At 41.2% G+C, this 25,323-nt stretch carries 17 protein-coding genes, 9 tRNA genes and 4 rRNA genes; all 30 read left to right on the forward strand.

The features are described 5' to 3' along the window. Positions 1–163: 163 nt before the first annotated feature. Positions 164–280 (forward strand): 5S ribosomal RNA (gene rrf / locus NSQ59_RS00485). A 9-nt stretch (positions 281–289) separates the two neighbouring features. Beyond that, a tRNA-Val gene (locus tag NSQ59_RS00490) sits at positions 290–365 on the forward strand. An 8-nt stretch (positions 366–373) separates the two neighbouring features. Next, a tRNA-Thr gene (locus tag NSQ59_RS00495) sits at positions 374–449 on the forward strand. 5 nt (positions 450–454) lie between these two features. Next, positions 455–530 (forward strand) — tRNA-Lys (locus NSQ59_RS00500). A gap of 29 nt (positions 531–559) precedes the next feature. Next, a tRNA-Leu gene (locus NSQ59_RS00505) sits at positions 560–641 on the forward strand. Positions 642–658: 17 nt separating this feature from the next. After that, positions 659–733 (forward strand) — tRNA-Gly (locus NSQ59_RS00510). Between the two features lie 9 nt (positions 734–742). After that, a tRNA-Leu gene (locus NSQ59_RS00515) sits at positions 743–831 on the forward strand. 35 nt (positions 832–866) lie between these two features. Next, positions 867–943, forward strand: a tRNA-Arg gene (locus tag NSQ59_RS00520). 13 nt (positions 944–956) lie between these two features. Continuing rightward, positions 957–1,033, forward strand: a tRNA-Pro gene (locus NSQ59_RS00525). 9 nt (positions 1,034–1,042) lie between these two features. Continuing rightward, positions 1,043–1,118 (forward strand) — tRNA-Ala (locus NSQ59_RS00530). Between the two features lie 127 nt (positions 1,119–1,245). Beyond that, positions 1,246–2,796 (forward strand): 16S ribosomal RNA (locus NSQ59_RS00535). Positions 2,797–2,984: 188 nt separating this feature from the next. Further along, positions 2,985–5,919, forward strand: a 23S ribosomal RNA gene (locus NSQ59_RS00540). Positions 5,920–6,146: 227 nt separating this feature from the next. After that, positions 6,147–6,263, forward strand: a 5S ribosomal RNA gene (gene rrf, locus NSQ59_RS00545). Together the 16S, 23S and 5S rRNA genes with 9 tRNA genes alongside form the textbook arrangement of a ribosomal RNA operon. A gap of 436 nt (positions 6,264–6,699) precedes the next feature. Continuing rightward, complete coding sequence (locus NSQ59_RS00550; RefSeq protein WP_055737771.1) at positions 6,700–7,161, forward strand: CtsR family transcriptional regulator; 462 nt, start codon at positions 6,700–6,702, stop codon at positions 7,159–7,161. Between the two features lie 16 nt (positions 7,162–7,177). Further along, on the forward strand, positions 7,178–7,726 hold the full coding sequence (locus NSQ59_RS00555) for a UvrB/UvrC motif-containing protein (RefSeq protein WP_055737772.1): 549 nt from the start codon (positions 7,178–7,180) through the stop codon (positions 7,724–7,726). Continuing rightward, positions 7,723–8,796 (forward strand): protein arginine kinase, encoded by a 1,074-nt coding sequence (locus tag NSQ59_RS00560; protein WP_340828565.1) that lies wholly within the window; start codon positions 7,723–7,725, stop codon positions 8,794–8,796. Before NSQ59_RS00555 ends, NSQ59_RS00560 begins: the two co-directional genes overlap by 4 nt. Before the next feature lie 12 nt (positions 8,797–8,808). Beyond that, positions 8,809–11,250 carry an ATP-dependent protease ATP-binding subunit ClpC gene (clpC, locus tag NSQ59_RS00565; RefSeq protein WP_055737774.1) on the forward strand — a complete coding sequence of 814 codons (2,442 nt, stop codon included), beginning with the start codon at positions 8,809–8,811 and terminating at the stop codon, positions 11,248–11,250. Positions 11,251–11,684: 434 nt separating this feature from the next. Next, a complete protein-coding gene (radA, locus tag NSQ59_RS00570; RefSeq protein WP_055737775.1) occupies positions 11,685–13,058 on the forward strand; it encodes a DNA repair protein RadA in 1,374 nt (457 codons plus the stop codon). A gap of 4 nt (positions 13,059–13,062) precedes the next feature. Continuing rightward, positions 13,063–14,136, forward strand: coding sequence for a DNA integrity scanning diadenylate cyclase DisA (gene disA / locus NSQ59_RS00575; protein WP_055737776.1), 1,074 nt, complete (start codon positions 13,063–13,065; stop codon positions 14,134–14,136). Between the two features lie 292 nt (positions 14,137–14,428). Further along, complete coding sequence (locus NSQ59_RS00580) at positions 14,429–15,523, forward strand: PIN/TRAM domain-containing protein (RefSeq protein WP_055737777.1); 1,095 nt, start codon at positions 14,429–14,431, stop codon at positions 15,521–15,523. A 22-nt stretch (positions 15,524–15,545) separates the two neighbouring features. After that, positions 15,546–16,235, forward strand: coding sequence for a 2-C-methyl-D-erythritol 4-phosphate cytidylyltransferase (gene ispD, locus NSQ59_RS00585; protein WP_055737778.1), 690 nt, complete (start codon positions 15,546–15,548; stop codon positions 16,233–16,235). Between the two features lie 24 nt (positions 16,236–16,259). Then, positions 16,260–16,739 carry a 2-C-methyl-D-erythritol 2,4-cyclodiphosphate synthase gene (gene ispF / locus NSQ59_RS00590; RefSeq protein WP_055737779.1) on the forward strand — a complete coding sequence of 160 codons (480 nt, stop codon included), beginning with the start codon at positions 16,260–16,262 and terminating at the stop codon, positions 16,737–16,739. Between the two features lie 144 nt (positions 16,740–16,883). Beyond that, entirely contained in the window at positions 16,884–18,341 is a 1,458-nt protein-coding gene (gltX, locus tag NSQ59_RS00595; protein WP_340828569.1) for a glutamate--tRNA ligase, read from the forward strand. Positions 18,342–19,248: 907 nt separating this feature from the next. Next, entirely contained in the window at positions 19,249–20,505 is a 1,257-nt protein-coding gene (ltrA, locus tag NSQ59_RS00600; protein ID WP_340828527.1) for a group II intron reverse transcriptase/maturase, read from the forward strand. 205 nt (positions 20,506–20,710) lie between these two features. Then, positions 20,711–21,382: a serine O-acetyltransferase gene (gene cysE / locus NSQ59_RS00605; protein ID WP_055737781.1), complete on the forward strand. Its 672-nt coding sequence runs from the start codon at positions 20,711–20,713 to the stop codon at positions 21,380–21,382. Continuing rightward, positions 21,363–22,760: a cysteine--tRNA ligase gene (gene cysS, locus NSQ59_RS00610; protein ID WP_126648297.1), complete on the forward strand. Its 1,398-nt coding sequence runs from the start codon at positions 21,363–21,365 to the stop codon at positions 22,758–22,760. The genes cysE and cysS overlap by 20 nt, the downstream gene beginning before the upstream one ends. 2 nt (positions 22,761–22,762) lie before the next feature. Beyond that, positions 22,763–23,188, forward strand: coding sequence for a Mini-ribonuclease 3 (locus NSQ59_RS00615; protein WP_055737783.1), 426 nt, complete (start codon positions 22,763–22,765; stop codon positions 23,186–23,188). A 22-nt stretch (positions 23,189–23,210) separates the two neighbouring features. Then, on the forward strand, positions 23,211–23,954 hold the full coding sequence (gene rlmB / locus NSQ59_RS00620) for a 23S rRNA (guanosine(2251)-2'-O)-methyltransferase RlmB (RefSeq protein ID WP_055737784.1): 744 nt from the start codon (positions 23,211–23,213) through the stop codon (positions 23,952–23,954). A gap of 2 nt (positions 23,955–23,956) precedes the next feature. Then, the gene (locus NSQ59_RS00625) at positions 23,957–24,466 is read left to right on the forward strand and encodes an NYN domain-containing protein (protein WP_340828574.1); all 510 of its coding nucleotides are present in this window, start codon (positions 23,957–23,959) and stop codon (positions 24,464–24,466) included. 115 nt (positions 24,467–24,581) lie between these two features. Beyond that, the gene (gene sigH / locus NSQ59_RS00630; RefSeq protein WP_187356718.1) at positions 24,582–25,187 is read left to right on the forward strand and encodes an RNA polymerase sporulation sigma factor SigH; all 606 of its coding nucleotides are present in this window, start codon (positions 24,582–24,584) and stop codon (positions 25,185–25,187) included. The last annotated feature ends 136 nt before the right edge of the window (positions 25,188–25,323 follow it).

Genomic DNA, 25,323 nt, shown 5'->3' on the forward strand with positions numbered 1-25,323 from the left:
GGAAACACAGTGAGGTAGTTCACGAACTGATGTTGACTTATCGTAGGGAGGAGACGGAGAAATTCACTAGCCGATAGGCGCTGGAGCTGGATTGAAAAAAGCGAAACTCAGTTTTACTTCTTCTTCTGCAGTATTTAGTTTTGAGGGAACAAACCTCATATAGTCTGGTAATTATGGCGAGAAGGTCACACCCGTTCCCATCCCGAACACGGAAGTTAAGCTTCTCAGCGCCGATGGTAGTTGGGGGCTCTCCCCCTGCAAGAGTAGGACGTTGCCAGGCTTACATAATGGAGGATTAGCTCAGCTGGGAGAGCACCTGCCTTACAAGCAGGGGGTCGGCGGTTCGATCCCGTCATCCTCCACCATATAAAATGCCGGCCTAGCTCAATTGGTAGAGCAACTGACTTGTAATCAGTAGGTTGGGGGTTCAAGTCCTCTGGCCGGCACCATTTCCGAGCCATTAGCTCAGTCGGTAGAGCATCTGACTTTTAATCAGAGGGTCGAAGGTTCGAGTCCTTCATGGCTCACCATTTTTTAAAGTAAATTAACTTTCCATAACGCGGGTGTGGCGGAATTGGCAGACGCACCAGACTTAGGATCTGGCGCCGCAAGGCGTGGGGGTTCGACTCCCTTCACCCGCATTGATAAAAATTTCTGCGCGGAAGTAGTTCAGTGGTAGAACACCACCTTGCCAAGGTGGGGGTCGCGGGTTCGAATCCCGTCTTCCGCTCCAAATACCCTTGCCGGGGTGGCGGAACTGGCAGACGCACAGGACTTAAAATCCTGCGGTAGGTGACTACCGTACCGGTTCGATTCCGGTCCTCGGCACCAAGATTTTTGCAAAGCAAAATAATTTATTATAATATGCGCCCATAGCTCAATTGGATAGAGCGTTTGACTACGGATCAAAAGGTTAGGGGTTCGACTCCTCTTGGGCGCGCCATAATCAATTCAAACGGGAAGTAGCTCAGCTTGGTAGAGCACATGGTTTGGGACCATGGGGTCGCAGGTTCGAATCCTGTCTTCCCGACCATTTAATATTGGGGCCTTAGCTCAGCTGGGAGAGCGCCTGCTTTGCACGCAGGAGGTCAGCGGTTCGATCCCGCTAGGCTCCACCAAAAAAAGTTCTTGACATTCTCTATTTAAGAGAGTAATATAGAAAAGTCGCTGATGAACGACATTGATCTTTGAAAACTGAACAGAACGAAACGTCAATGTTTTAAATAATGAGCTATATCAAACACTTTTTTGGAGAGTTTGATCCTGGCTCAGGACGAACGCTGGCGGCGTGCCTAATACATGCAAGTCGAGCGGACTTTTAAAAGCTTGCTTTTAAAAGTTAGCGGCGGACGGGTGAGTAACACGTGGGTAACCTGCCTGTAAGACTGGGATAACTCCGGGAAACCGGGGCTAATACCGGATAACTTCTTTCCTCGCATGAGGAAAGATTGAAAGATGGCTTCGGCTATCACTTACAGATGGACCCGCGGCGCATTAGCTAGTTGGTGAGGTAACGGCTCACCAAGGCGACGATGCGTAGCCGACCTGAGAGGGTGATCGGCCACACTGGGACTGAGACACGGCCCAGACTCCTACGGGAGGCAGCAGTAGGGAATCTTCCGCAATGGACGAAAGTCTGACGGAGCAACGCCGCGTGAGTGATGAAGGTTTTCGGATCGTAAAACTCTGTTGTTAGGGAAGAACAAGTATCGTTCGAATAGGGCGGTACCTTGACGGTACCTAACCAGAAAGCCACGGCTAACTACGTGCCAGCAGCCGCGGTAATACGTAGGTGGCAAGCGTTGTCCGGAATTATTGGGCGTAAAGCGCGCGCAGGCGGTTTCTTAAGTCTGATGTGAAAGCCCACGGCTCAACCGTGGAGGGTCATTGGAAACTGGGAGACTTGAGTGCAGAAGAGGAGAGTGGAATTCCACGTGTAGCGGTGAAATGCGTAGAGATGTGGAGGAACACCAGTGGCGAAGGCGACTCTCTGGTCTGTAACTGACGCTGAGGCGCGAAAGCGTGGGGAGCGAACAGGATTAGATACCCTGGTAGTCCACGCCGTAAACGATGAGTGCTAAGTGTTAGAGGGTTTCCGCCCTTTAGTGCTGCAGCTAACGCATTAAGCACTCCGCCTGGGGAGTACGGCCGCAAGGCTGAAACTCAAAGGAATTGACGGGGGCCCGCACAAGCGGTGGAGCATGTGGTTTAATTCGAAGCAACGCGAAGAACCTTACCAGGTCTTGACATCCTCTGACAACCCTAGAGATAGGGCGTTCCCCTTCGGGGGACAGAGTGACAGGTGGTGCATGGTTGTCGTCAGCTCGTGTCGTGAGATGTTGGGTTAAGTCCCGCAACGAGCGCAACCCTTGACCTTAGTTGCCAGCATTCAGTTGGGCACTCTAAGGTGACTGCCGGTGACAAACCGGAGGAAGGTGGGGATGACGTCAAATCATCATGCCCCTTATGACCTGGGCTACACACGTGCTACAATGGATGGTACAAAGGGCTGCGAGACCGCGAGGTTAAGCCAATCCCATAAAACCATTCTCAGTTCGGATTGCAGGCTGCAACTCGCCTGCATGAAGCCGGAATCGCTAGTAATCGCGGATCAGCATGCCGCGGTGAATACGTTCCCGGGCCTTGTACACACCGCCCGTCACACCACGAGAGTTTGTAACACCCGAAGTCGGTGAGGTAACCTTTTGGAGCCAGCCGCCGAAGGTGGGACAGATGATTGGGGTGAAGTCGTAACAAGGTAGCCGTATCGGAAGGTGCGGCTGGATCACCTCCTTTCTAAGGATAATGGAAAACCACTTACGTGGTTATAAGAAGACGTTTATAAGTTCTGTTCAGTTTTGGATGATCAATTCATCCAGGATAATTTGTTCTTTGAAAACTAGATACTGATAGAAGAAACCAAGTAAAACCGAGAATCGCCACTTTATGGATTTCATCCATTTTAAAGTAGTAATAACCTTATAGGTTAAGTTAGTAAGGGCGCACGGTGGATGCCTTGGCACTAGGAGCCGATGAAGGACGGGACTAACACCGATATGCTTCGGGGAGCTGTAAGCAAGCTTTGATCCGGAGATTTCCGAATGGGGGAACCCACTGCTCGTAATGGAGCAGTATCTTTACCTGAATACATAGGGTAATGAAGGCAGACCCGGGGAACTGAAACATCTAAGTACCCGGAGGAAGAGAAAGCAAACGCGATTTCCTGAGTAGCGGCGAGCGAAACGGAAGAAGCCCAAACCAAGAGGCTTGCCTCTTGGGGTTGTAGGACACTCTATACGGAGTTACAAAGGAACGGAGTAGATGAAGAGGTCTGGAAAGGCCCGTCAAAGAAGGTAACAACCCTGTAGTTGAAACTTCGTTCCCTCCAGAGTGGATCCTGAGTACGGCGGGACACGTGAAATCCCGTCGGAAGCAGGGAGGACCATCTCCCAAGGCTAAATACTCCCTAGTGACCGATAGTGAACCAGTACCGTGAGGGAAAGGTGAAAAGCACCCCGGGAGGGGAGTGAAAGAGAACCTGAAACCGTGTGCCTACAAGTAGTTAGAGCCCGTTAATGGGTGATAGCGTGCCTTTTGTAGAATGAACCGGCGAGTTACGATTTCATGCAAGGTTAAGCTGATGAAGCGGAGCCGCAGCGAAAGCGAGTCTGAATAGGGCGAATAAGTATGAGGTCGTAGACCCGAAACCAGGTGATCTACCCATGTCCAGGGTGAAGGTAAGGTAACACTTACTGGAGGCCCGAACCCACGCACGTTGAAAAGTGCGGGGATGAGGTGTGGGTAGCGGAGAAATTCCAATCGAACTTGGAGATAGCTGGTTCTCTCCGAAATAGCTTTAGGGCTAGCCTCAAGATGAAGAGTATTGGAGGTAGAGCACTGTTTGGACTAGGGGCCCTCATCGGGTTACCGAATTCAGACAAACTCCGAATGCCAAATACTTATGCTTGGGAGTCAGACTGCGAGTGATAAGATCCGTAGTCAAAAGGGAAACAGCCCAGACCACCAGCTAAGGTCCCAAAGTATACGTTAAGTGGAAAAGGATGTGGAGTTGCTTAGACAACCAGGATGTTGGCTTAGAAGCAGCCACCATTTAAAGAGTGCGTAATAGCTCACTGGTCGAGTGACTCTGCGCCGAAAATGTACCGGGGCTAAACGTATCACCGAAGCTGTGGATGGACACCTGACAGGTGTCCGTGGTAGGAGAGCGTTCTAAGGGCGGTGAAGCTAAACCGGAAGGATTAGTGGAGCGCTTAGAAGTGAGAATGCCGGTATGAGTAGCGAAAGAAGGGTGAGAATCCCTTCCACCGAATGCCTAAGGTTTCCTGAGGAAGGCTCGTCCGCTCAGGGTTAGTCGGGACCTAAGCCGAGGCCGAAAGGCGTAGGCGATGGACAACAGGTTGATATTCCTGTACCACCTCTTCACCGTTTGAACGATGGGGGGACGCAGGAGGATAGGGTAAGCGCACTGCTGGTTATGTGCGTCTAAGCAGTTAGGCTGGTTACGAGGCAAATCCCGTAACCGTGAAGGCGGAGCTGTGATAGCGAGGGAAATATAGTACCGAAGTTCCTGATTCCACACTGCCAAGAAAATCCTCTAGTGAGGTGAAAGGTGCCCGTACCGCAAACCGACACAGGTAGGCGAGGAGAGAATCCTAAGGTGAGCGAGAGAACTCTCGTTAAGGAACTCGGCAAAATGACCCCGTAACTTCGGGAGAAGGGGTGCTCTGGTAGGGTGCAAGCCCGAGAGAGCCGCAGTGAATAGGCCCAGGCGACTGTTTAGCAAAAACACAGGTCTCTGCGAAGCCGCAAGGCGAAGTATAGGGGCTGACGCCTGCCCGGTGCTGGAAGGTTAAGAGGAGGGGTTAGCGTAAGCGAAGCTCTGAATTGAAGCCCCAGTAAACGGCGGCCGTAACTATAACGGTCCTAAGGTAGCGAAATTCCTTGTCAGGTAAGTTCTGACCCGCACGAAAGGCGTAACGATCTGGGCACTGTCTCAACGAGAGACTCGGTGAAATTATAGTACCTGTGAAGATGCAGGTTACCCGCGACAGGACGGAAAGACCCCGTGGAGCTTTACTGCAGCCTGATATTGAATTTTGGTACAGCTTGTACAGGATAGGTAGGAGCCTTTGAAGCCGGAGCGCCAGCTTCGGTGGAGGCGTCGGTGGGATACTACCCTGGCTGTATTGAAATTCTAACCCGCACCCCTGATCGGGGTGGGAGACAGTGTCAGGCAGGCAGTTTGACTGGGGCGGTCGCCTCCTAAAGAGTAACGGAGGCGCCCAAAGGTTCCCTCAGAATGGTTGGAAATCATTCGTAGAGTGTAAAGGCACAAGGGAGCTTGACTGCGAGACCTACAAGTCGAGCAGGGACGAAAGTCGGGCTTAGTGATCCGGTGGTTCCGCATGGAAGGGCCATCGCTCAACGGATAAAAGCTACCCCGGGGATAACAGGCTTATCTCCCCCAAGAGTCCACATCGACGGGGAGGTTTGGCACCTCGATGTCGGCTCATCGCATCCTGGGGCTGTAGTCGGTCCCAAGGGTTGGGCTGTTCGCCCATTAAAGCGGTACGCGAGCTGGGTTCAGAACGTCGTGAGACAGTTCGGTCCCTATCCGTCGTGGGCGTAGGAAATTTGAGAGGAGCTGTCCTTAGTACGAGAGGACCGGGATGGACGCACCGCTGGTGTACCAGTTGTCTTGCCAAAGGCATCGCTGGGTAGCTATGTGCGGAAGGGATAAGTGCTGAAAGCATCTAAGCATGAAGCCCCCCTCAAGATGAGATTTCCCATAGCGCAAGCTAGTAAGATCCCTGAAAGATGATCAGGTTGATAGGTTCGAGGTGGAAGTGTGGCGACACATGGAGCTGACGAATACTAATCGATCGAGGACTTAACCAAAATATAAAGTGGAAGCGCCTTGCTCATCGGCGTATGAATTTCGTAGTCGCAGGCTCGAGATAAAGGAAACACAGTGAGGTAGTTCACGAACTGATGTTGACTTATCGTAGGGAGGAGACGGAGAAATTCACTAGCCGATAGGCGCTGGAGCTGGATTGAAAAAAGCGAAACTCAGTTTTACTTCTTCTTCTGCAGTATTTAGTTTTGAGGGAACAAACCTCATATAGTCTGGTAATTATGGCGAGAAGGTCACACCCGTTCCCATCCCGAACACGGAAGTTAAGCTTCTCAGCGCCGATGGTAGTTGGGGGCTCTCCCCCTGCAAGAGTAGGGCGTTGCCAGGCAAACAGCGAAAGCCACAGATATTATTCTGTGGCTTTTTTGTATGGTAAAAATAGTTCTATAGTCCCGAATCACGAGATTAGCTGCTATTAGTGGATACATTCGCGAGATTATGGATGAAACCGACGAGAATAAATGCTAAATCATATAAAAACCTCATTTTTTAGTTTCAACAAGCAAAACTTCACCTACAGAAGTATACAAAAATAATTTTTTACTTTTTCTTTCCATGTTTTATTTTAAATGCACTTTGGTGAAACTGATATTTAGAAATATCCGATACAGTTAACCAATATTGTCATTTCACATAAGATATATTGCAATGTGTTAAGCGCCGCCTACATATGCTAGAATCGAAACCCTTGCACTTTTGGAATAATCATGTATAATTAATGTCAAATATAGTCAAAGTCAAGTCGGGAGAAGGAGGTGGACTTGATGAAAAATATATCTGACATCATAGAAAATTACTTAAAGAAAGTTTTGGAAATGAATGGCAGTGAAATAGTAGAGATAAAAAGAAGTGAAATTGCCGATAAATTTCAGTGTGTTCCATCTCAAATAAACTATGTAATAAATACTCGCTTTACAATAGAAAAAGGCTATGTAGTGGAAAGTAAAAGAGGCGGCGGTGGTTATATTCGCATCATGAAAGTAAAAAGTCATGATCAAGCCCATTTAATTGACCAGCTTATTTTACTTATTAAAAACCGTGTCTCCCAGTCTAATGCAACAGATGTAATTATTCGATTAGTGGAGGAAGAGGTTATTTCCGAGAGAGAAGCAAAAATTATGCTATGTGTGATGGATCGTTCAGTATTGTACATCGATTTACCTGAAAGAGATGAACTGAGGGCAAGAATGCTAAAGGCAATGCTTATAACATTGAAATACAAATAGTGGAGAGGTGTAAGGCATGATTTGTCAAGAATGTCACGAGCGCCCGGCGACTCTACACTTTACCAAGATTTTAAATGGGGAGAAAACAGAACTTCACTATTGCGAAAAATGTGCTCAAGAAAAAGGTGAAATGTTCATGTTTGATGGAGAGCCAGGTTTTTCAATTAATAACTTATTAGCGGGATTATTTAGCTATGATCCAATCTTTCAGCAAACAAAGCAAGAAACACTCCCTAGAAATGAAATTTTACAGTGTGAAAATTGTAAAATGACCTTTAAACAATTTTTAAATGTTGGAAAGTTTGGATGTGCCCATTGTTATGAGACTTTTAAAGAACAATTAACTCCTATTTTAAAAAGGCTTCACAGTGGTAATTATGAGCATCATGGTAAAATCCCTAAAAGAATTGGGGGTTCCATTCATATTAAGAAGCAAATCCAACAATTCAGAGCGGACCTGCACATTGCTATTCAAAATGAAGAATTCGAAAGAGCTGCAGAAATTCGCGATCAAGTTCGTGCTTTAGAGGCTAAACTTCTTTCTGAAGGAGGAGAGGCCCGATGACTCTTGATAAATTTTTAAATAAAGCGATAAGTTCATGGATGAGTCAGGATGGACCAGATTCTGATATTGTGTTAAGCTCACGAATTCGTTTGGCCCGCAACTTTAAAGATTATTATTTCCCAACTATATATAGCCCTGAACAAGCAAAGAAAATAATAACGGAAGTAACAGAAATTTTTAACTTGATAAGAAATGATTATAGTCAGATAGACTTGTTAAAAATGGATGAATTACAACCTTTACAAAAGAGGGTTTTAGTTGAAAAACATTTAATCAGTCCCAATCTTGCTGATGAATCCTCACACGGGGCAGTCATCTTAACTAATGATGAAGATGTAAGTATTATGATTAATGAGGAAGATCATATCCGTATTCAATGCCTTTTTCCCGGGCTTCAATTAAAGGATGCATTGGAAAAAGCAAATCGTATAGATGATTTAATTGAAGAACATATTCACTATGCTTTTAGTGAAAAATTTGGTTATTTAACGAGCTGTCCAACCAATGTCGGAACGGGATTGAGAGCTTCCGTCATGGTTCATTTACCTGGCTTAATTTTGACTCAACAAATGAATCGAATTATTCCGGCCATTAATCAGCTTGGTTTAGTGGTTAGAGGAATATATGGTGAAGGCAGTGAAGCTCTCGGGAACATATTTCAAATTTCTAATCAAATGACGTTAGGAAAAACGGAAGAGGATATTGTAGCAGATCTAACAAGTGTAGTTCATCAAATAATTGCTCAAGAAAGGTCTGCAAGAGAAGCATTGATTAAAACCTCTAACATACAATTAGAAGATAGAGTATACCGCTCTTATGGTGTATTGGCAAATAGCCGTATTATCGAATCAAAAGAAGCAGCACAATGCCTTTCGGATGTACGTCTGGGCATTGACACGGGGTATATTAAAAGCGTATCAAAGAGTATTCTAAATGAATTGATGATACTCACACAACCTGGCTTTTTACAGCAATATGCCGGAGGACCTCTTCGCCCACATGAACGGGATATTAGAAGAGCTTCACTTATTAGGGAACGCTTAAAACTTGAAGAAGTGAATAATGGTTAGGAGGAGATCCTTATGATGTTTGGCCGATTTACAGAAAGAGCACAAAAAGTTCTTGCATTATCACAAGAAGAAGCGATTCGTTTACGCCATAATAATATCGGAACAGAGCATATATTACTTGGATTAGTTCAAGAGGGAGAAGGAATAGCTGCAAAAGCACTTTATGGTCTTGGACTAAGTGCAGAAAAAATTCAATCGGAAGTAGAAAATTTGATTGGTAAAGGACAAGATTCTGGGCAAACCATTCATTATACACCGCGTGCTAAAAAAGTAATTGAATTATCGATGGATGAGGCGCGTAAGCTAGGGCATTCTTATGTTGGAACAGAACATATATTGCTTGGATTAATTCGTGAAGGAGAAGGAGTCGCTGCCCGAGTTCTAAATAACTTAGGTGTAAGCTTAAATAAGGCACGCCAACAAGTTCTGCAGCTTCTTGGCAGCAATGAGACAGGTAACCATCCAGGAGGTTCTCCTTCTAATGCGAATACTCCAACATTAGACAGCCTTGCTCGGGACTTAACGGCTATTGCCCGAGAAGAAACACTTGATCCGGTTATTGGCAGAAGCAAAGAAATCCAACGCGTGATAGAGGTGTTAAGCCGAAGAACGAAAAATAATCCTGTCCTTATTGGAGAGCCAGGAGTTGGTAAAACCGCCATTGCGGAAGGACTTGCTCAACAAATTGTGAATAATGAGGTACCGGAAACACTTCGTGATAAACGTGTCATGACATTAGATATGGGTACAGTTGTAGCTGGAACAAAGTATCGCGGTGAATTCGAGGACCGTTTAAAAAAGGTAATGGATGAAATTCGCCAAGCCGGAAATATCATTCTATTTATTGATGAACTTCATACTTTAATTGGTGCAGGTGGTGCTGAAGGAGCAATTGATGCTTCTAATATTTTGAAGCCTTCGCTAGCTCGCGGGGAACTTCAGTGTATTGGTGCCACAACACTGGATGAATATCGAAAATATATTGAAAAAGATGCAGCCTTGGAAAGAAGATTTCAACCAATTCAAGTGGATGAGCCAACAACAGAAGAGTCTATCTTAATATTGAAAGGACTTCGTGACCGCTATGAAGCTCATCATCGTGTTTCTATCACAGATGAGGCTATTGAAGCAGCTGTAAAATTATCAGATCGTTACATTTCGGATCGATTCTTACCAGATAAGGCGATTGATTTAATTGATGAAGCTGGTTCAAAGGTTCGCTTAAGATCCTATACAACTCCTCCAAGCTTAAAAGAATTAGAAGTAAATCTTGAAGAAATTAAAAAGGAAAAGGATGCCGCGGTACAAAGTCAGGAATTTGAAAAAGCTGCATCTCTCCGTGATTCTGAACAGCGTTTACGTGAAAAGCTTGAAGAAACGAAAAAATCTTGGAAGGAAAAGCAAGGTCAAGAAAATAGTGAAGTGACAGTTGAAGACATTGCGAATGTAGTTTCAAGCTGGACTAGAATTCCGGTTTCTAAATTGGCACAGACAGAATCAGAAAGATTATTAAATCTGGAAGAGCTATTACATTCTCGAGTAATTGGGCAGGAAGAGGCCGTTAAGGCTATTTCTAAAGCAGTTCGCCGGGCACGTGCCGGATTGAAGGATCCAAAACGTCCAATCGGTTCCTTCATCTTCTTGGGTCCAACAGGTGTCGGGAAAACAGAACTAGCTAGAGCCCTTGCGGAAGCAATGTTTGGGGATGAGGATGCGATGATCCGTATTGATATGTCTGAATACATGGAAAAGCATTCTACCTCTAGACTTGTCGGCTCCCCTCCTGGATATGTAGGCTTTGAAGAAGGCGGACAATTAACAGAAAAGGTAAGAAGAAAACCTTATTCCGTTATTTTGTTAGATGAAATTGAGAAAGCACATCCAGATGTGTTTAATATTTTACTGCAAGTTTTAGAAGATGGCCGTTTAACAGATTCCAAGGGCCGTACAGTTGATTTTCGCAACACAGTAGTCATTATGACGTCTAATGTAGGTGCAGAAGCCTTAAAGCGTAATAAATTTGTCGGCTTTAATATTCAAGATAATAATCAAGACTACAAGGATATGAAAAGCAAAGTAATGGAAGAGCTTAAAAGAGCATTTCGTCCGGAATTTTTAAATCGAGTTGATGAAACGATCGTCTTCCATGCATTAGAAAAAGACCAATTGAAACAAATTGTTACCCTTATGGCAGAAGAGCTAGTAAAACGCTTAAAAGAACAGAAAATTGAACTTGAAATATCAGAGGCAGCTAAAGAAAAGATTGCCGAAAAAGGATATGATCCTGAATATGGTGCAAGACCGCTTCGCCGAGCAATCCAAAAATATATTGAGGACCGCTTGTCTGAAGAGCTATTAAAAGGTGTAATTTTAGAAGGTCAGCATGTTGTGATTGATGTAAAAGACGGTAAATTTGTTGTGAACTCCTCAGAAATGACCGGAACATTATCTTAATGATTTCATAAATATATGAAACCATTTTGGTAGTTGGAACGTCTATAATATGTAATTTAATGGAATAGGTTGCATTCTTTTGTTGAGATATTTAATCAAAAGAATGCAACCTCCTTTCATACTTGAAAGTTGTATGAAACTGTATTTTAAGAGATAAAAATAAGTTTTTTAAGAATTTATTAAGGCCATTAGCCTTTGTTTAGCTTCAAGTGAAATTGGCACTTTAAATTTCACCAGCGTCTGCCGGCTAGCGGGATTCTACTCCGCCCTGCGAGTAAAACATCAGCCAGTGAACTACCTTCAGCACGATTTCCTAAATCTTGCGTTGAGGACTGCGAAATCCTTATGCTAGAGCTGCGGCGCTTGTGCTTTTCTTATTCAAAAAGGTCATCACTATTTTGATTACGCATAGATATATAGAAAGGAAGTAAAAAATGGCAAAGAAAACAACAAAATTTATTTGCCAATCTTGTGGGTATGAATCGCCAAAATGGATGGGAAGATGTCCAGGCTGTAATGAATGGAATCAAATGACGGAGGAAGTTTCTGTCATTAGTAAGCCTAAAGGTGCTTTTTTACATACTGCTCCAGGAACGGCGGCAAAAGCAGCCCCCATAAATACCATTCAATCGGAACAGGAAGCTAGAGTAGAAACGGATTTAGTGGAATTAAATAGAGTACTAGGTGGAGGGGTAGTACCCGGATCCTTAGTCTTAATTGGGGGAGACCCTGGGATTGGTAAATCAACACTTCTTCTTCAAGTATCATCTCAGCTTTCTACACATCAACACAAAGTTTTGTATATTTCAGGGGAAGAGTCTGTTAAACAAACGAAGCTTCGAGCAGACCGCCTTCAAATTACTTCAAGTGAGCTATATGTTTTTTCTGAAACGAATCTTGAGGTTATTCAACAAACCATTCAAGATATAAACCCCAATTTTGTCATTATCGATTCTATCCAAACCATTTTTCACCCCGAAGTAACCTCGGCGCCGGGGAGCGTATCTCAAGTTCGGGAATGTACAGCGGAACTAATGAGAATAGCTAAAACAAATGGTATTGCTATTTTCATTGTAGGGCATGTTACAAAGGAAGGTAATATTGCTGGACCGAGACTTTTAGAGCATATGGTTGACACTGTTCTTTATTTTGAAGGAGAGAGACATCATTCCTATCGAATTTTACGAGCTGTAAAAAATCGATTTGGCTCGACAAATGAAATGGCCATATTTGAAATGAAAGAATTAGGTCTTGTAGAAGTGGAAAATCCGTCAGAGATATTTCTAGAGGAGCGGTCAAAAGGTGCTTCAGGCTCGACAGTTGTTGCCTCAATGGAAGGTACACGACCTATCTTAGTGGAAATCCAAGCACTTGTTTCACCTACTATGTTCCCAACACCCCGAAGAATGGCATCTGGGATCGATTATAACAGGGTAAATTTAATAATGGCTGTTTTGGAAAAAAGAGTAGGTATGCTATTACAAAATCAGGATGCATATTTAAAGGTTGCAGGCGGAGTAAAAATTGACGAACCGGCCATCGACTTGGCTATCGCAGTAAGCATTGCCTCCAGCTTCCGGGATGTACCTACAAATGCCGATGATATTGTTATTGGTGAAATTGGGCTAACAGGTGAGGTTAGAAGAGTATCCAGAATCGAACAGCGTGTACAAGAGGCTGCAAAATTAGGTTTTAATCGGGTTATTATTCCGAATAATAATCTGGGAGGCTGGAAAATACCAAAAGACATTCAAGTAATTGGTGTTTCAACAGTGAAAGAAGCTTTAAAGCATGCACTAGGAGGATGAATGGATGGAAGATAAAAAGCCCCAACAAAAATCCATGTCGGAGATTCTACAATTAATCGCACCCGGAACACCGATTAGAGAAGGTATTGATAATGTATTGCGTGCTAATACGGGTGGCTTAATTGTCCTTGGCTATAATGACCGGGTGAAAGCATTAGTGGATGGTGGATTCACTATTAATTGCAGTTTTAGTCCTAGTTACTTATATGAATTGGCTAAAATGGATGGGGCTATTATTTTGAATGAAACTGGCAGCAAAATTTTAATTGCTAATGCTCAATTGGCTCCTGATCCAACCATCACTTCCTCTGAAACAGGGATGAGACACCGTACAGCTGAAAGAGTAGCGAAACAAACAAAATCGCTTGTTATTGCTATTTCGCAAAGAAGAAATGTTATTACTTTATATCAAGGGAGCTTTCGCTACGCATTAAAAGACATTGGGGTCATTTTGACAAAGGCTAATCAGGCTATTCAAACGTTAGAAAAATACAAGGTTGTGCTAGATCAAAGTATCGCAAATCTATCTGTTTTGGAATTCGAAGAACTTGTAACAAACAGTGATTTATTGCAAGTGCTTCATCGATTAGAAATGGTCATAAGGATAAAAAAAGAGTTGATTACTTATTTAAATGAATTAGGAACAGAAGGGCGTTTAGTCCGGCTCCAGATGAAAGAACTTATGACAGATATTGAACATGAAGCAATGCTGATTATAAGAGACTATGCTTTTGATCAAAAGATAAAACCTATCGACCTGCTATTAAGATTTCAGGATATGGTGGGTTCCGATGTTTTAGATGACAACGTCGTGATGAAGCTATTAGGTTATAACAATTTCATTCATCCTGATGAAACGGTCAGTCCAAGAGGCTATCGAGTCCTAAGTAAGATTCCAAGACTTCCTACGATCATTTTGGAAAACTTAATAGATACATTTTCAACGCTTCCCAATATCCTTCGTGCTTCGGTTGATGAACTCGATGATGTAGAAGGAATTGGTGAGGTAAGAGCAAGAAAAATTAAAGACGGATTGCAGTTGATAAGAGAGCAAATATTTGCGGATCGCCAGTTATAAATTAAACTCTGTTGATTTTGAAGACAAAAACGTTGTACCATCCTTATTTAGTGAAAAATGGGCAAACCCCGAAAGCCAGTCTTGTTAGGATTTATTATAAATGGCGAAAAGAAACAATCAATGTGAAAACAACTTAAATAACTATATTGATGAGGAGATATATATTACAAATGTACAAATTAATACTTCGTTATAACAATAATTTGACCATATCGTTACAAAATAAAAATATTCATCAATATTACGTTTTAAACTTAAGAATTTGTTTATAATGAATAAAGGAGGTGAAAAAATGTTAAAAAGACTAGTGCAAGCATGCTTTCTAATTATAGGAGGAACGCTTGGTATCTTTTTATTACCTGAATTATTTAAACTATTTAATTTACATGATATTATCTTTCTTAATAATTCTTATGTTACTGCAATTTTAGGTGCTATTATATTTTATTTAATTACTTTTTGGACAGTTGATTATGTGGTTGATTTTGTTAAATGGTTTGAGGATTCTGTGGTGAAAGCCCCAATTACGGAGATTATATCTGGGAGCTTAGGTTTAATTTTTGGTTTGCTTATTGCCTTTTTGGTGGGAATACCATTCAATAATATGAGATTTCCGTTTGTGAATTCAGTTATTCCAATTCTTTTAACTTTATTACTTGGATATTTGGGCTTTCAAATTGGTTTTAAAAAGCGTGAGGAATTGATGAATCTATTTACTATTTCTCGTTCCAACAAAAAGAAAGCAAATATCGAAGTAGAGGAAGAAAAAAAGAACACAAAAACATTGAAACTATTGGATACAAGTGTCATTATTGATGGTAGAATTGCGGATATTTGCCAAACGGGATTTTTGGATGGTGTAATTGTTATTCCTCAATTTGTTTTAATGGAGCTTCAGCATATTGCCGATTCTTCCGATGCTTTGAAGCGTAATAGAGGGAGAAGAGGATTAGATATTTTGAACCGTATTCAAAAAGAGCTTCCAATTGAAGTGCAAATCTATGAAGGTGACTTTGATGATATTCAAGAAGTGGACAGTAAGTTAATTAAACTTGCAAAATTGACGAATGGTATTGTAGTCACGAATGATTTTAACTTAAATAAAGTTTGTGAACTGCAAAATGTACAAGTATTGAATATAAATGATTTAGCGAATGCTGTAAAGCCAGTTGTTTTACCAGGAGAAGAGCTAAATGTTCAATTAATTAAAGACGGAAAAGAATATCATCAAGGCATTGCCTATTTAGATGATGGTACAATGATCGTTGTGGAAGAGGGCAGAAACTATATTGGAAAACGGATTGATGTTTTAGTTACAAGTGTACTGCAAACATCTGCCGGTCGAATGATATTTGCCAAGCCCAAATTGTTAGAGAAGGCATTATAAAAGGTGATAGGGGTATAGAATAATGGAATATCAGGTAATTATTCCAGCTGCTGGTCAAGGAAAACGTATGGGAGCGGGAAAAAATAAATTGTTTCTCCACTTAAATGGAAAACCGATTATTTCTCATACCCTTAAGGTTTTTCTTGATGATGAAAAGTGCAGTGGAATTATTTTAGCTATTCAACCTGATGATGAGGATTTTTTCAAAAAGTTATTAAACACCTACAGTACTACCAAAAAAATTCATTTGGTTTTTGGTGGAGCAGAAAGACAATATAGTGTTTTTAATGGTTTGAAAGTTATAAAAGACAGTAACATTATATTAGTTCATGATGGAGCTAGACCATTTATTAGACATGAAGTCATTCATCAACTTGCAAAAGCCGCCCATGAAAAAGGGGCTGCGATTGCTGCTGTTCCAGTCAAGGATACCATTAAAAAGGTTCAGGATTTCCAAGTAGTGGAGACGATTGAGCGTACAAGCTTGTGGCAGGTACAAACCCCACAAGCTTTTCGCTTTTCTCTTTTGTGGGAAGCTCATCATCAAGCTTTGCAGGAAAATTTTCTTGGTACAGACGAAGCTTCGTTAGTAGAAAGGCTGCAGTATCCTGTCCAAATTGTGACAGCAGATTATGATAATATTAAATTAACAACTCCAGAGGATCTCTATATTGCTGAGGCAATTTTAAAACATCGATCTTTAAATAAGTAAAAGAAGTGGAAAAGGAGCAAAATTATGTTTCGAATTGGACAAGGTTATGATGTTCATCAGTTGACCGAGGGTCGCCCCTTGATTATTGGCGGGATTGACATTCCTTATGAGAAAGGATTACTAGGGCATTCCGATGCGGACGTGTTATTACATACAGTGGCAGATGCATGCTTGGGAGCGATTGGAGAAGGCGATATTGGCAAGCATTTTCCTGATACTGATCCTGCTTTTAAAGATGCAGATTCCGCTAAGTTATTATCACATGTTTGGAATTTAGTAAAAGAAAAGGGTTATTGTTTGGGAAATATTGATTGTACCATCATTGCCCAAAAGCCTAAAATGGCTCCTTACATCGAACAAATGCGAGGCAGAATTGCCGAGTTGTTAGAAGGTGACATTTCACAGGTAAATGTTAAAGCCACAACTACAGAAAAACTTGGATTTACTGGCCGCGGGGAAGGAATTGCCTCCCAAGCTGTGGTTCTTTTACAAGCAGTAAAGTAAGCACCCTTTTTTTCTTTTGTCTAGCTTCGGCACCTATCGGCTAGCGGATGAGCAAGGCGCCGGCGCTTTTCTTAAAACAATGACAGTGGTAAAATAGTACAGGATTAATAGATTTCTTAGACAAACCGAGGAGGACTTTTCAAAATGTCAAAGGATATTAGGGTAAGGTATGCACCGAGTCCAACAGGACATTTACATATAGGAAATGCAAGAACAGCACTGTTCAATTATTTATTTGCTCGCAGTAAAGGAGGTTCCTTTATTATCCGTATAGAAGATACGGATACAAAGCGCAACATTGAAGGCGGCGAACAAAGTCAGCTCAAATATTTAAAATGGCTTGGAATGGATTGGGATGAAAGTGTTGATAAGGAAGGTGAGTTTGGACCTTATCGCCAATCTGAGCGGAATCATATATATCAGGAGTATTATAATCGGTTGCTTGAGAATGGACAGGCATACAAATGTTATTGTACGGAGGAGGAGCTTGAGGCAGAGCGGGAGGAACAACTTGCTCGCGGTGAAACCCCTCAATATTCAGGAAAATGCCGCCACCTTACAAAAGAGGATCAAGAACGCCTTGAAAAGGAAGGCAGAAAGCCAAGTATCCGTTTCTTAGTTCCAAAAGGAAAAATATATACTTTTCACGATATGGTAAAAGACGAGGTATCCTTTGAATCCGATGGAATTGGAGACTTTGTAATCGTTAAGAAAGACGGAATTCCAACTTATAACTTTGCCGTTACTGTAGATGATTATTTAATGAAAATCTCTCATGTATTACGTGGAGATGACCATATTTCAAATACTCCAAAGCAATTGATGATTTACGAAGCATTTGGATGGGAACCTCCAATTTTTGGCCATATGACGCTTATTGTGAATGAAAGCCGTAAGAAGCTAAGCAAACGTGATGAGAGTATTATTCAATTCATCGAACAATACGAAGAGTTAGGGTATTTACCAGAAGCCTTATTTAACTTTATTGCTCTATTAGGCTGGTCTCCTCAAGGGGAAGAGGAAATATACTCAAGAGAAGAATTTATCAATATATTCGATGCAGACCGTCTATCTAAGTCACCAGCATTGTTCGATAAACAAAAACTTGCTTGGATGAACAATCAATATATGAAAAAAGTAGATCTCGATAAAGCAGTAGAGCTCTCTTTGCCGCATCTTATGAAAGCGGGTCGTGTACCAAATAATTTAACGGAAGAGGAAAGCAATTGGGTTCGTAACTTGGTATCTTTATATCAAGAACAAATGAGTTATGGAGCGGAAATTGTGGAACTTTCCGAACTATTCTTCAAAGAAGATATAACCTATGAAGAAGAAGCAAAAGCTGTGCTCGCTGAGGAACAAGTACCGGAGGTTTTACGTGCGTTTTTAGCAGAAATCAATGCTCTTGAAGTATTTGAGGCGGAATATATTAATAAAGCTATTAAGGCCGTTCAAAAAGCGACAGGACATAAAGGAAAAAAACTGTTTATGCCGATCCGGGCTGCTGTGAGCGGACAAGTCCATGGACCAGATTTACCAAAAGCGATTCAGTTATTTGGAAAGCAAAAAATAATTAATCGTATTGAAAGTATTTTAGATTAACATTTTGTTCAAAATATTATATAGTAAGATTAAATATCTTATTATTAACACCTGTCATGCAGGGATTATATATCGTAAAGTGTTGATGAGGAGAAGTAAAAAAACGATTGCTTACAAAAGCAGCGTTCATAATTTTGAACGAAGCTTTTAAGAGAGAACCATCACCGGCTGAAAGTGGTTTAGGCCTCTCGTTTTTTGAAATGCACCTCTGAGCCTTATTCCGAACGTTCCCACAAGTAGGAGTAAGCGGAAAACCTTCCGTTAAAAGGGAAAGTTGGGACATAGTGAAGTTTCTATGTTCAAACAGAGTGGAACCGCGTGTGAAGCGTCTCTGTCTATTCAGAGACGCTTTTTTGGTGCGCCCAGCATGGGTGCAGTCTATAGGGTGAAAGTCCCGAACTGTGAAGGCAGAAGTAGCAGTAGCTAAACGCAAGGGTGTCTGTGGTGACGCAGAATCTGAAGGAAGCGGGCGGCAAATCTCCGGTCTGAGGGACACGAACTTCATATAAGGCTAGGTATCATTGGATGAGTTTGCCAAACAAAACGAAGTCCTTTCTGCCAAAGATGATACAGAGTAAATGAAGCAGATAGATGGGGAGAAAGACTGTACTCTTACCTGGGGAGGTCTGGCTGAAATGCCGAGCACACTCGGTAACTTACTTTGTGAAGGGTAATTGAACAGCCAGAAGTCAGCAGAGGTCATAGTACCTGACTAGCTTAAGATGGTTAGGGAAGGACTGAACATTTAAGGAGAATATACACTAGGCGTTCATTGTTTATGATGATACAGACAATCCAATTGGACTTACTTAAAGGAGGAAGTGGTGAATTCCACAGGGGACTTTAAGAGGGTGGAATAAACAATGGCACAAATAGCACGTATATTCACGTGAAAGGATGTATCGAAATGATGGAACGAATACTGTCACGGGACAATCTACTTTCGGCATTGAAACGTGTCGAAAAGAATAAGGGTAGCCATGGAGTAGATGAAATGCCTGTAAAATCCCTACGAGCGCATATTCTACAAAATTGGCAAGAAATCCGAAATTCAATAAAGGACGGAACCTATGAGCCTATGCCAGTCAGACGAGTCGAAATCCCGAAACCAAATGGCGGCGTTCGTTTATTAGGTATTCCTACCGTGACAGACCGTTTTGTCCAACAAGCGATTGCCCAAATATTAACCCCAATCTATGACCCAACCTTTTCCGAACATAGCTATGGGTTTAGACCCAGAAGAAGGGCACATGATGCCGTTAGGGAAGCAAGGCAATATATAGAAGAGGGCTACAGATGGGTAATAGATATGGACTTAGAAAAGTTCTTCGACAAGGTAAATCACGATATGCTTATGGGACTCCTAGCAAAAAGAGTCAAGGATAAGACGATTCTAAAGTTAATTAGAAAATACTTAGAGTCGGGGATTATGATAAACGGTGTGGAAACTATCAGCGAAGAAGGTGTTCCTCAGGGTGGACCATTAAGTCCACTACTTTCCAATATCATGTTAGATGAATTAGATAAGGAACTAGAGGAAAGAGGACACAAATTTGTCCGCTACGCAGATGATTGTAATATTTACGTAAAAACCAAGAAGGCAGGTTTACGTGTCAAGAGTTCTATCACTACTTTCATTGAAAAGAAGCTTAAACTAAAAGTAAATGAAGAGAAAAGTGCGGTGGACAGACCGTGGAAACGAAAGTTTCTTGGATTCAGCTTCACATCAAACCGTAATCCAAAAATCCGTATCGCAAAAGAAAGTATAAAGAGAGCTAAAAGTAGAATAAAAGAACTAACATCAAGGTCAAAACCCATTCCATTGGAATTGCGTATTGAGAAACTAAATGAATACCTTGTTGGTTGGTGCGGATATTTTGCGCTGGCAGACACGCCAACTCCCTTTAAACAACTGGATGAACATATTCGAAGAAGACTCCGAATGTGCCTTTGGAAACAATGGAAACTACCCAAAACAAAAATTAAAAGGCTCATATCCCTTGGCGTTCCAAGAGAGAAGGCCCATGAATGGGGAAATTCTCGTAAGAAATATTGGCGCATTTCGAATAGTCCTATCTTACACACAACACTAAATCTAAAGTTTTGGAGAAATCAAAAGCTTAAAAGTCTGTTAGATAGATACAACCATTTGCGTCATACTTAAGTGAACCGCCGTATACCGAACGGTACGTACGGTGGTGTGAGAGGTCGGGGGTTAGTCACCCCCTCCTACTCGATTTTGTTTTAAAATGAATACCCGTGGATAACTTGTTTGGGGAATTGTCCACGTCTAGCTTCAAGTGAAATTGGCACTTCAAATTTCACCAGCGCCTATCGGCGTACGGATTTGATATTAAGGAGCGAAAAAAATGTTTAGAAGGATAAAGGAAGATATCGAGGTTGTTTTTGAGCAGGACCCTGCAGCCCGCAGTTATCTGGAAGTGATCCTAACATATTCTGGGCTCCATGCTATTTGGGCTCATCGAATTGCTCATAGCTTCTATAAGAGGAAACTTTTCTTTATTGCCCGTGTCATCTCACAGGTTAGTCGCTTTTTTACCGGTATTGAAATCCATCCGGGTGCTAAAATAGGCAGACGCTTTTTCATCGATCATGGAATGGGCGTGGTGATTGGAGAGACCTGCGAAATAGGCAATAATGTTACGGTCTATCAAGGTGTAACGTTAGGAGGAACTGGCAAGGAAAAAGGAAAACGACATCCGACTATTGAAGATAATGCACTTATCGCAACCGGTGCAAAGGTTCTAGGATCTATCACCGTTGGAGAAAATGCTAAAATAGGCGCCGGATCTGTTGTTTTAAAGAATGTACCTCCGAATTCCACAGTTGTCGGAATACCAGGACGAGTGGTCATTAGAGATGGGGTAAAAGTGAAAAAAGATTTAAACCATAGTGATTTGCCGGATCCAGTAGCCGATCGATGTTGGGCTATTGAAGAGAAAATGAGACAATTACAAGTAGAATTCGAGGAATTGAAAAGGAAAGGGGTTCAAAAGGAACATGCCGATTCAAATTTATAATACGCTGACAAGAAAGAAAGAAGAATTTATCCCATTGGAAGAAGGAAAAGTCAAAATGTATGTGTGCGGGCCAACCGTATACAATTATATTCATATAGGGAATGCCCGCCCGGCAATCGTATTTGATACAGTACGCCGCTATTTGGAATATCGCGGATTTGATGTAAACTTTGTTTCCAATTTTACAGATGTCGATGATAAATTAATCAAAGCAGCCAATCAACTGGGGGAAGATGTCCCTACAATTGCTGATCGTTTTATTAAGGCTTACTTCGAGGATGTATCTGCATTAGGCTGCAACAAGGCTGATGTACATCCAAGAGTAACGGAGAATATGGATATTATTATTCAATTTATTGAAACATTAATCGAGAAGGGTTATGCATATGAATCAGCGGGGGATGTGTATTACAGAACACGCAGCTTCTCCAGTTATGGTAAGCTATCACACCAATCAATTGATGATTTAAAATCAGGAGCGCGTATAGAAGTTGGGGAGAAAAAAGACGATGCCTTGGATTTTGCTCTTTGGAAAGCGGCGAAGGAAGGGGAAATATACTGGGAGAGCCCATGGGGAAAAGGAAGACCCGGATGGCATATTGAATGCTCGGCAATGGCTCGAAAGTATCTTGGGGATACGATTGATATTCATGCCGGTGGTCAAGATTTAACATTCCCTCACCATGAAAATGAAATTGCACAGTCTGAAGCACTAACAGGAAAAACATTTGCAAGATATTGGATGCATAACGGTTATATTAATATTGATAATGAAAAAATGTCAAAATCACTGGGCAATTTTGTTCTTGTTCATGATATTATTCAACATCATGATCCGCAGGTGCTAAGATTTTTCATGCTATCTGTACATTATCGAAATCCAATTAATTATAGTGAGGAATTATTGGAAAATGCAGGTGCAGGGTTAGAAAGATTGAAAACATCCTATCAAAACCTTAAGCACCGTAAGCAGGTTAGCGCAAACTTAACTCATGATGATCAGGAATGGCTGCAAAAACTAGAAGAACTTCATCAATCATTTGTGAATGAAATGGATGACGACTTCAATACTGCCAATGGAATCTCGGTACTATTTGATTTATCTAAACAAGCAAATTACTATTTGCGTGAAAAAAACACTTCCAATCAAGTGATTGAAGCGTTTATGAAGCAATTTGAAAATCTTTTCTCTGTATTAGGGCTAAAATTAGAAAATGAAGAATTACTAGATGAAGAAATTGAGGATCTAATTGAAAAGCGCAATACTGCAAGAAAAGAAAGGAATTTTGCACTTGCAGATGAAATTCGTGACCGTTTGAAAGAGATGAACATTATTTTAGAAGATACACCACAAGGTATTAGATGGAGAAGAGGATAAATATGTCCGAAACGAATAATCATAGCTTCGATGTTAAAGGATTAAATAGTCTGGCTCTTGCTTATATGGGTGACGCTATATACGAAGTACAAGTGCGTCACCATCTTCTCCTTTTAGGGAAAACAAAGCCAAATCAGCTTCACCGTGAAGCAACAAAATTTGTCTCCGCGAAAGCTCAAGCCGCCATTTTACACGAGCTTTTGGAAAAAGAGATATTAACAGAGGAAGAACTGGCCGTTGTAAGAAGAGGAAGAAACGCTAAATCAGGAACAGTACCCAAAAACACAGATGTACTTACTTATCGGCATAGCACAGCATTTGAAGCTTTAATTGGCTATTTATACTTAATTGATAATCAAATAAGGCTGCAAACTATTATCGATATGGCCGTTGCCATCGCTGAAGAACAAGGTACAAGAAAAAAATAATACTGGATAGGAGGTCGTATAAATGGCTCAGGATTATATCAGCGGGAAAAACCCTGTTATCGAGGCATTAAAGTCAGATAGGGAAATTAATAAAATTTGGATAGCGGAAGGTTCACAAAAAGGCCAAATGCAGCAAATCATTCAATTAGCAAAAGAAGCAAGAGTTTTAGTTCAGTATGTTCCAAAGCAAAAAATTGATCAGATGGTAAGTGAAAACCATCAAGGTGTTGTAGCGCAGGTAGCTGCCTATAAATATGCTGAAATAGATGATTTATTCATAAGGGCAGAACAAAGACAGGAAACACCTTTCTTTTTAATATTGGATGAGCTCGAAGATCCACATAATTTAGGATCTATTTTAAGAACGGCAGATGCTGCAGGTGTTCATGGAATTATTATTCCAAAGCGCAGAGCGGTTGGATTGACGGGAGCAGTGGCAAAAGCATCAACTGGAGCTATTGAACATGTTCCAGTTGTTAGGGTGACAAATTTAGCTAGAACCATTGCAGAGCTTAAAGAACGCGGTATATGGATTTTCGGTACGGATGCGAAAGGAAGTCAGGATTATCGTAAAATGGATGGATCTCTTCCGTTAGCAATGGTCATAGGCAGTGAAGGTAAAGGAATAGGTCGTTTAATTAGGGAAAGCTGTGATTTTCTTATTCACTTACCGATGGTTGGTCATGTAACATCGTTAAACGCTTCTGTTGCAGCCAGCTTATTAATCTATGAGGTTTACCGACAACGTTATCCTATCGGTGAATAATAATGGATATTTTGCTTGTTGATGGATATAACATCATTGGTGCTTGGCCAGAGCTTCGAAAGTTAAGGAAGACAAATCTTAGTGCAGCAAGAGACCGCCTAATAGAAAAAATGGCAGAGTATCAAGGATACACTGGTTACAAAGTAATCATTGTTTTTGATGCATATGATGTAAAGGGAATTCAAAAAAAATATCGTCATCATAATGTAGAAGTCATTTATACAAAGGAAAATGAATCTGCTGATGAAAGAATTGAGAAAATGGCGATAGAACTTAATAATAAAAGGACACAAATTCATGTAGCAACCTCTGATTATACGGAACAGTGGGCAATCTTTGGGCAAGGTGCTTTGCGTATTTCTGCTAGAGAGTTATTAACAGAAGTAGAGATGAATAACCAAAATATCACAAAAAATGTGAAGGAAATCCAAGAGGAAAAGCCAATATCTAGAATCCCTTTAAGTAAGGAGGTAGCCGAATATTTCGAAAAATTACGGAGAGGTAAGCAATGATTGTTGACGCTTGAATTTTCAGTAATGTATAATATTTCTATCTATTGCTTTCGCGTTCGGGGGGATTCATGTGAACCTTAATATCGAGGTCAAGCATAACGAAAAGTATGAAATCATGGAAGACGAGCAATTGATTGAATCTGTTCATAATGGGGAAAGTGAAGCGTTAGATTATCTAATCCACAAATATCGAAATTTTGTCAGAGCTAAAGCGCGTTCTTATTTTTTAATAGGTGCGGATAAAGAAGATATTATTCAAGAAGGCATGATTGGTCTTTATAAGGCAATTCGCGACTATAAAGAGGACAAGCTTACCTCCTTTAAGGCATTTGCTGAGCTATGTATTACCCGCCAAATTATTACTGCAATTAAAACAGCCACCCGGCAGAAGCATATCCCGCTTAACTCATATGTTTCTCTTGATAAGCCAATTTATGATGAGGAGTCAGATCGTACATTGATGGATGTCATCACTGGTGCAAAAATATTAAATCCTGAAGAGCTTATTATTAATAGGGAAAAGTACGATAATATTGAAGGGAAAATAACGGAACTTCTAAGTGATTTAGAAAGAAAGGTTCTCGCGTTGTATCTGGATGGACAATCTTATCAGGAAATATCTGAGGAATTAAATCGTCATGTTAAATCTATTGATAATGCACTGCAAAGGGTTAAGAGAAAACTAGAACGGTATTTAGAAGTGCGTGAATTTAGCATGTAAGTAATACCTTATATTGACAAATGCAGATTTACCATGTTAAGTTCTTAAAAAGAATGGTATATTTAAATTATACTTTTTGTAATTCTTTTAATTTTAATAGAAATCATCAGGATTTGATATAGATTGCAGGTGTTTT

The organism is Margalitia sp. FSL K6-0131 (genome assembly GCF_038008735.1).
GTDB lineage: Bacteria > Bacillota > Bacilli > Bacillales > Bacillaceae_C > Margalitia > Margalitia shackletonii.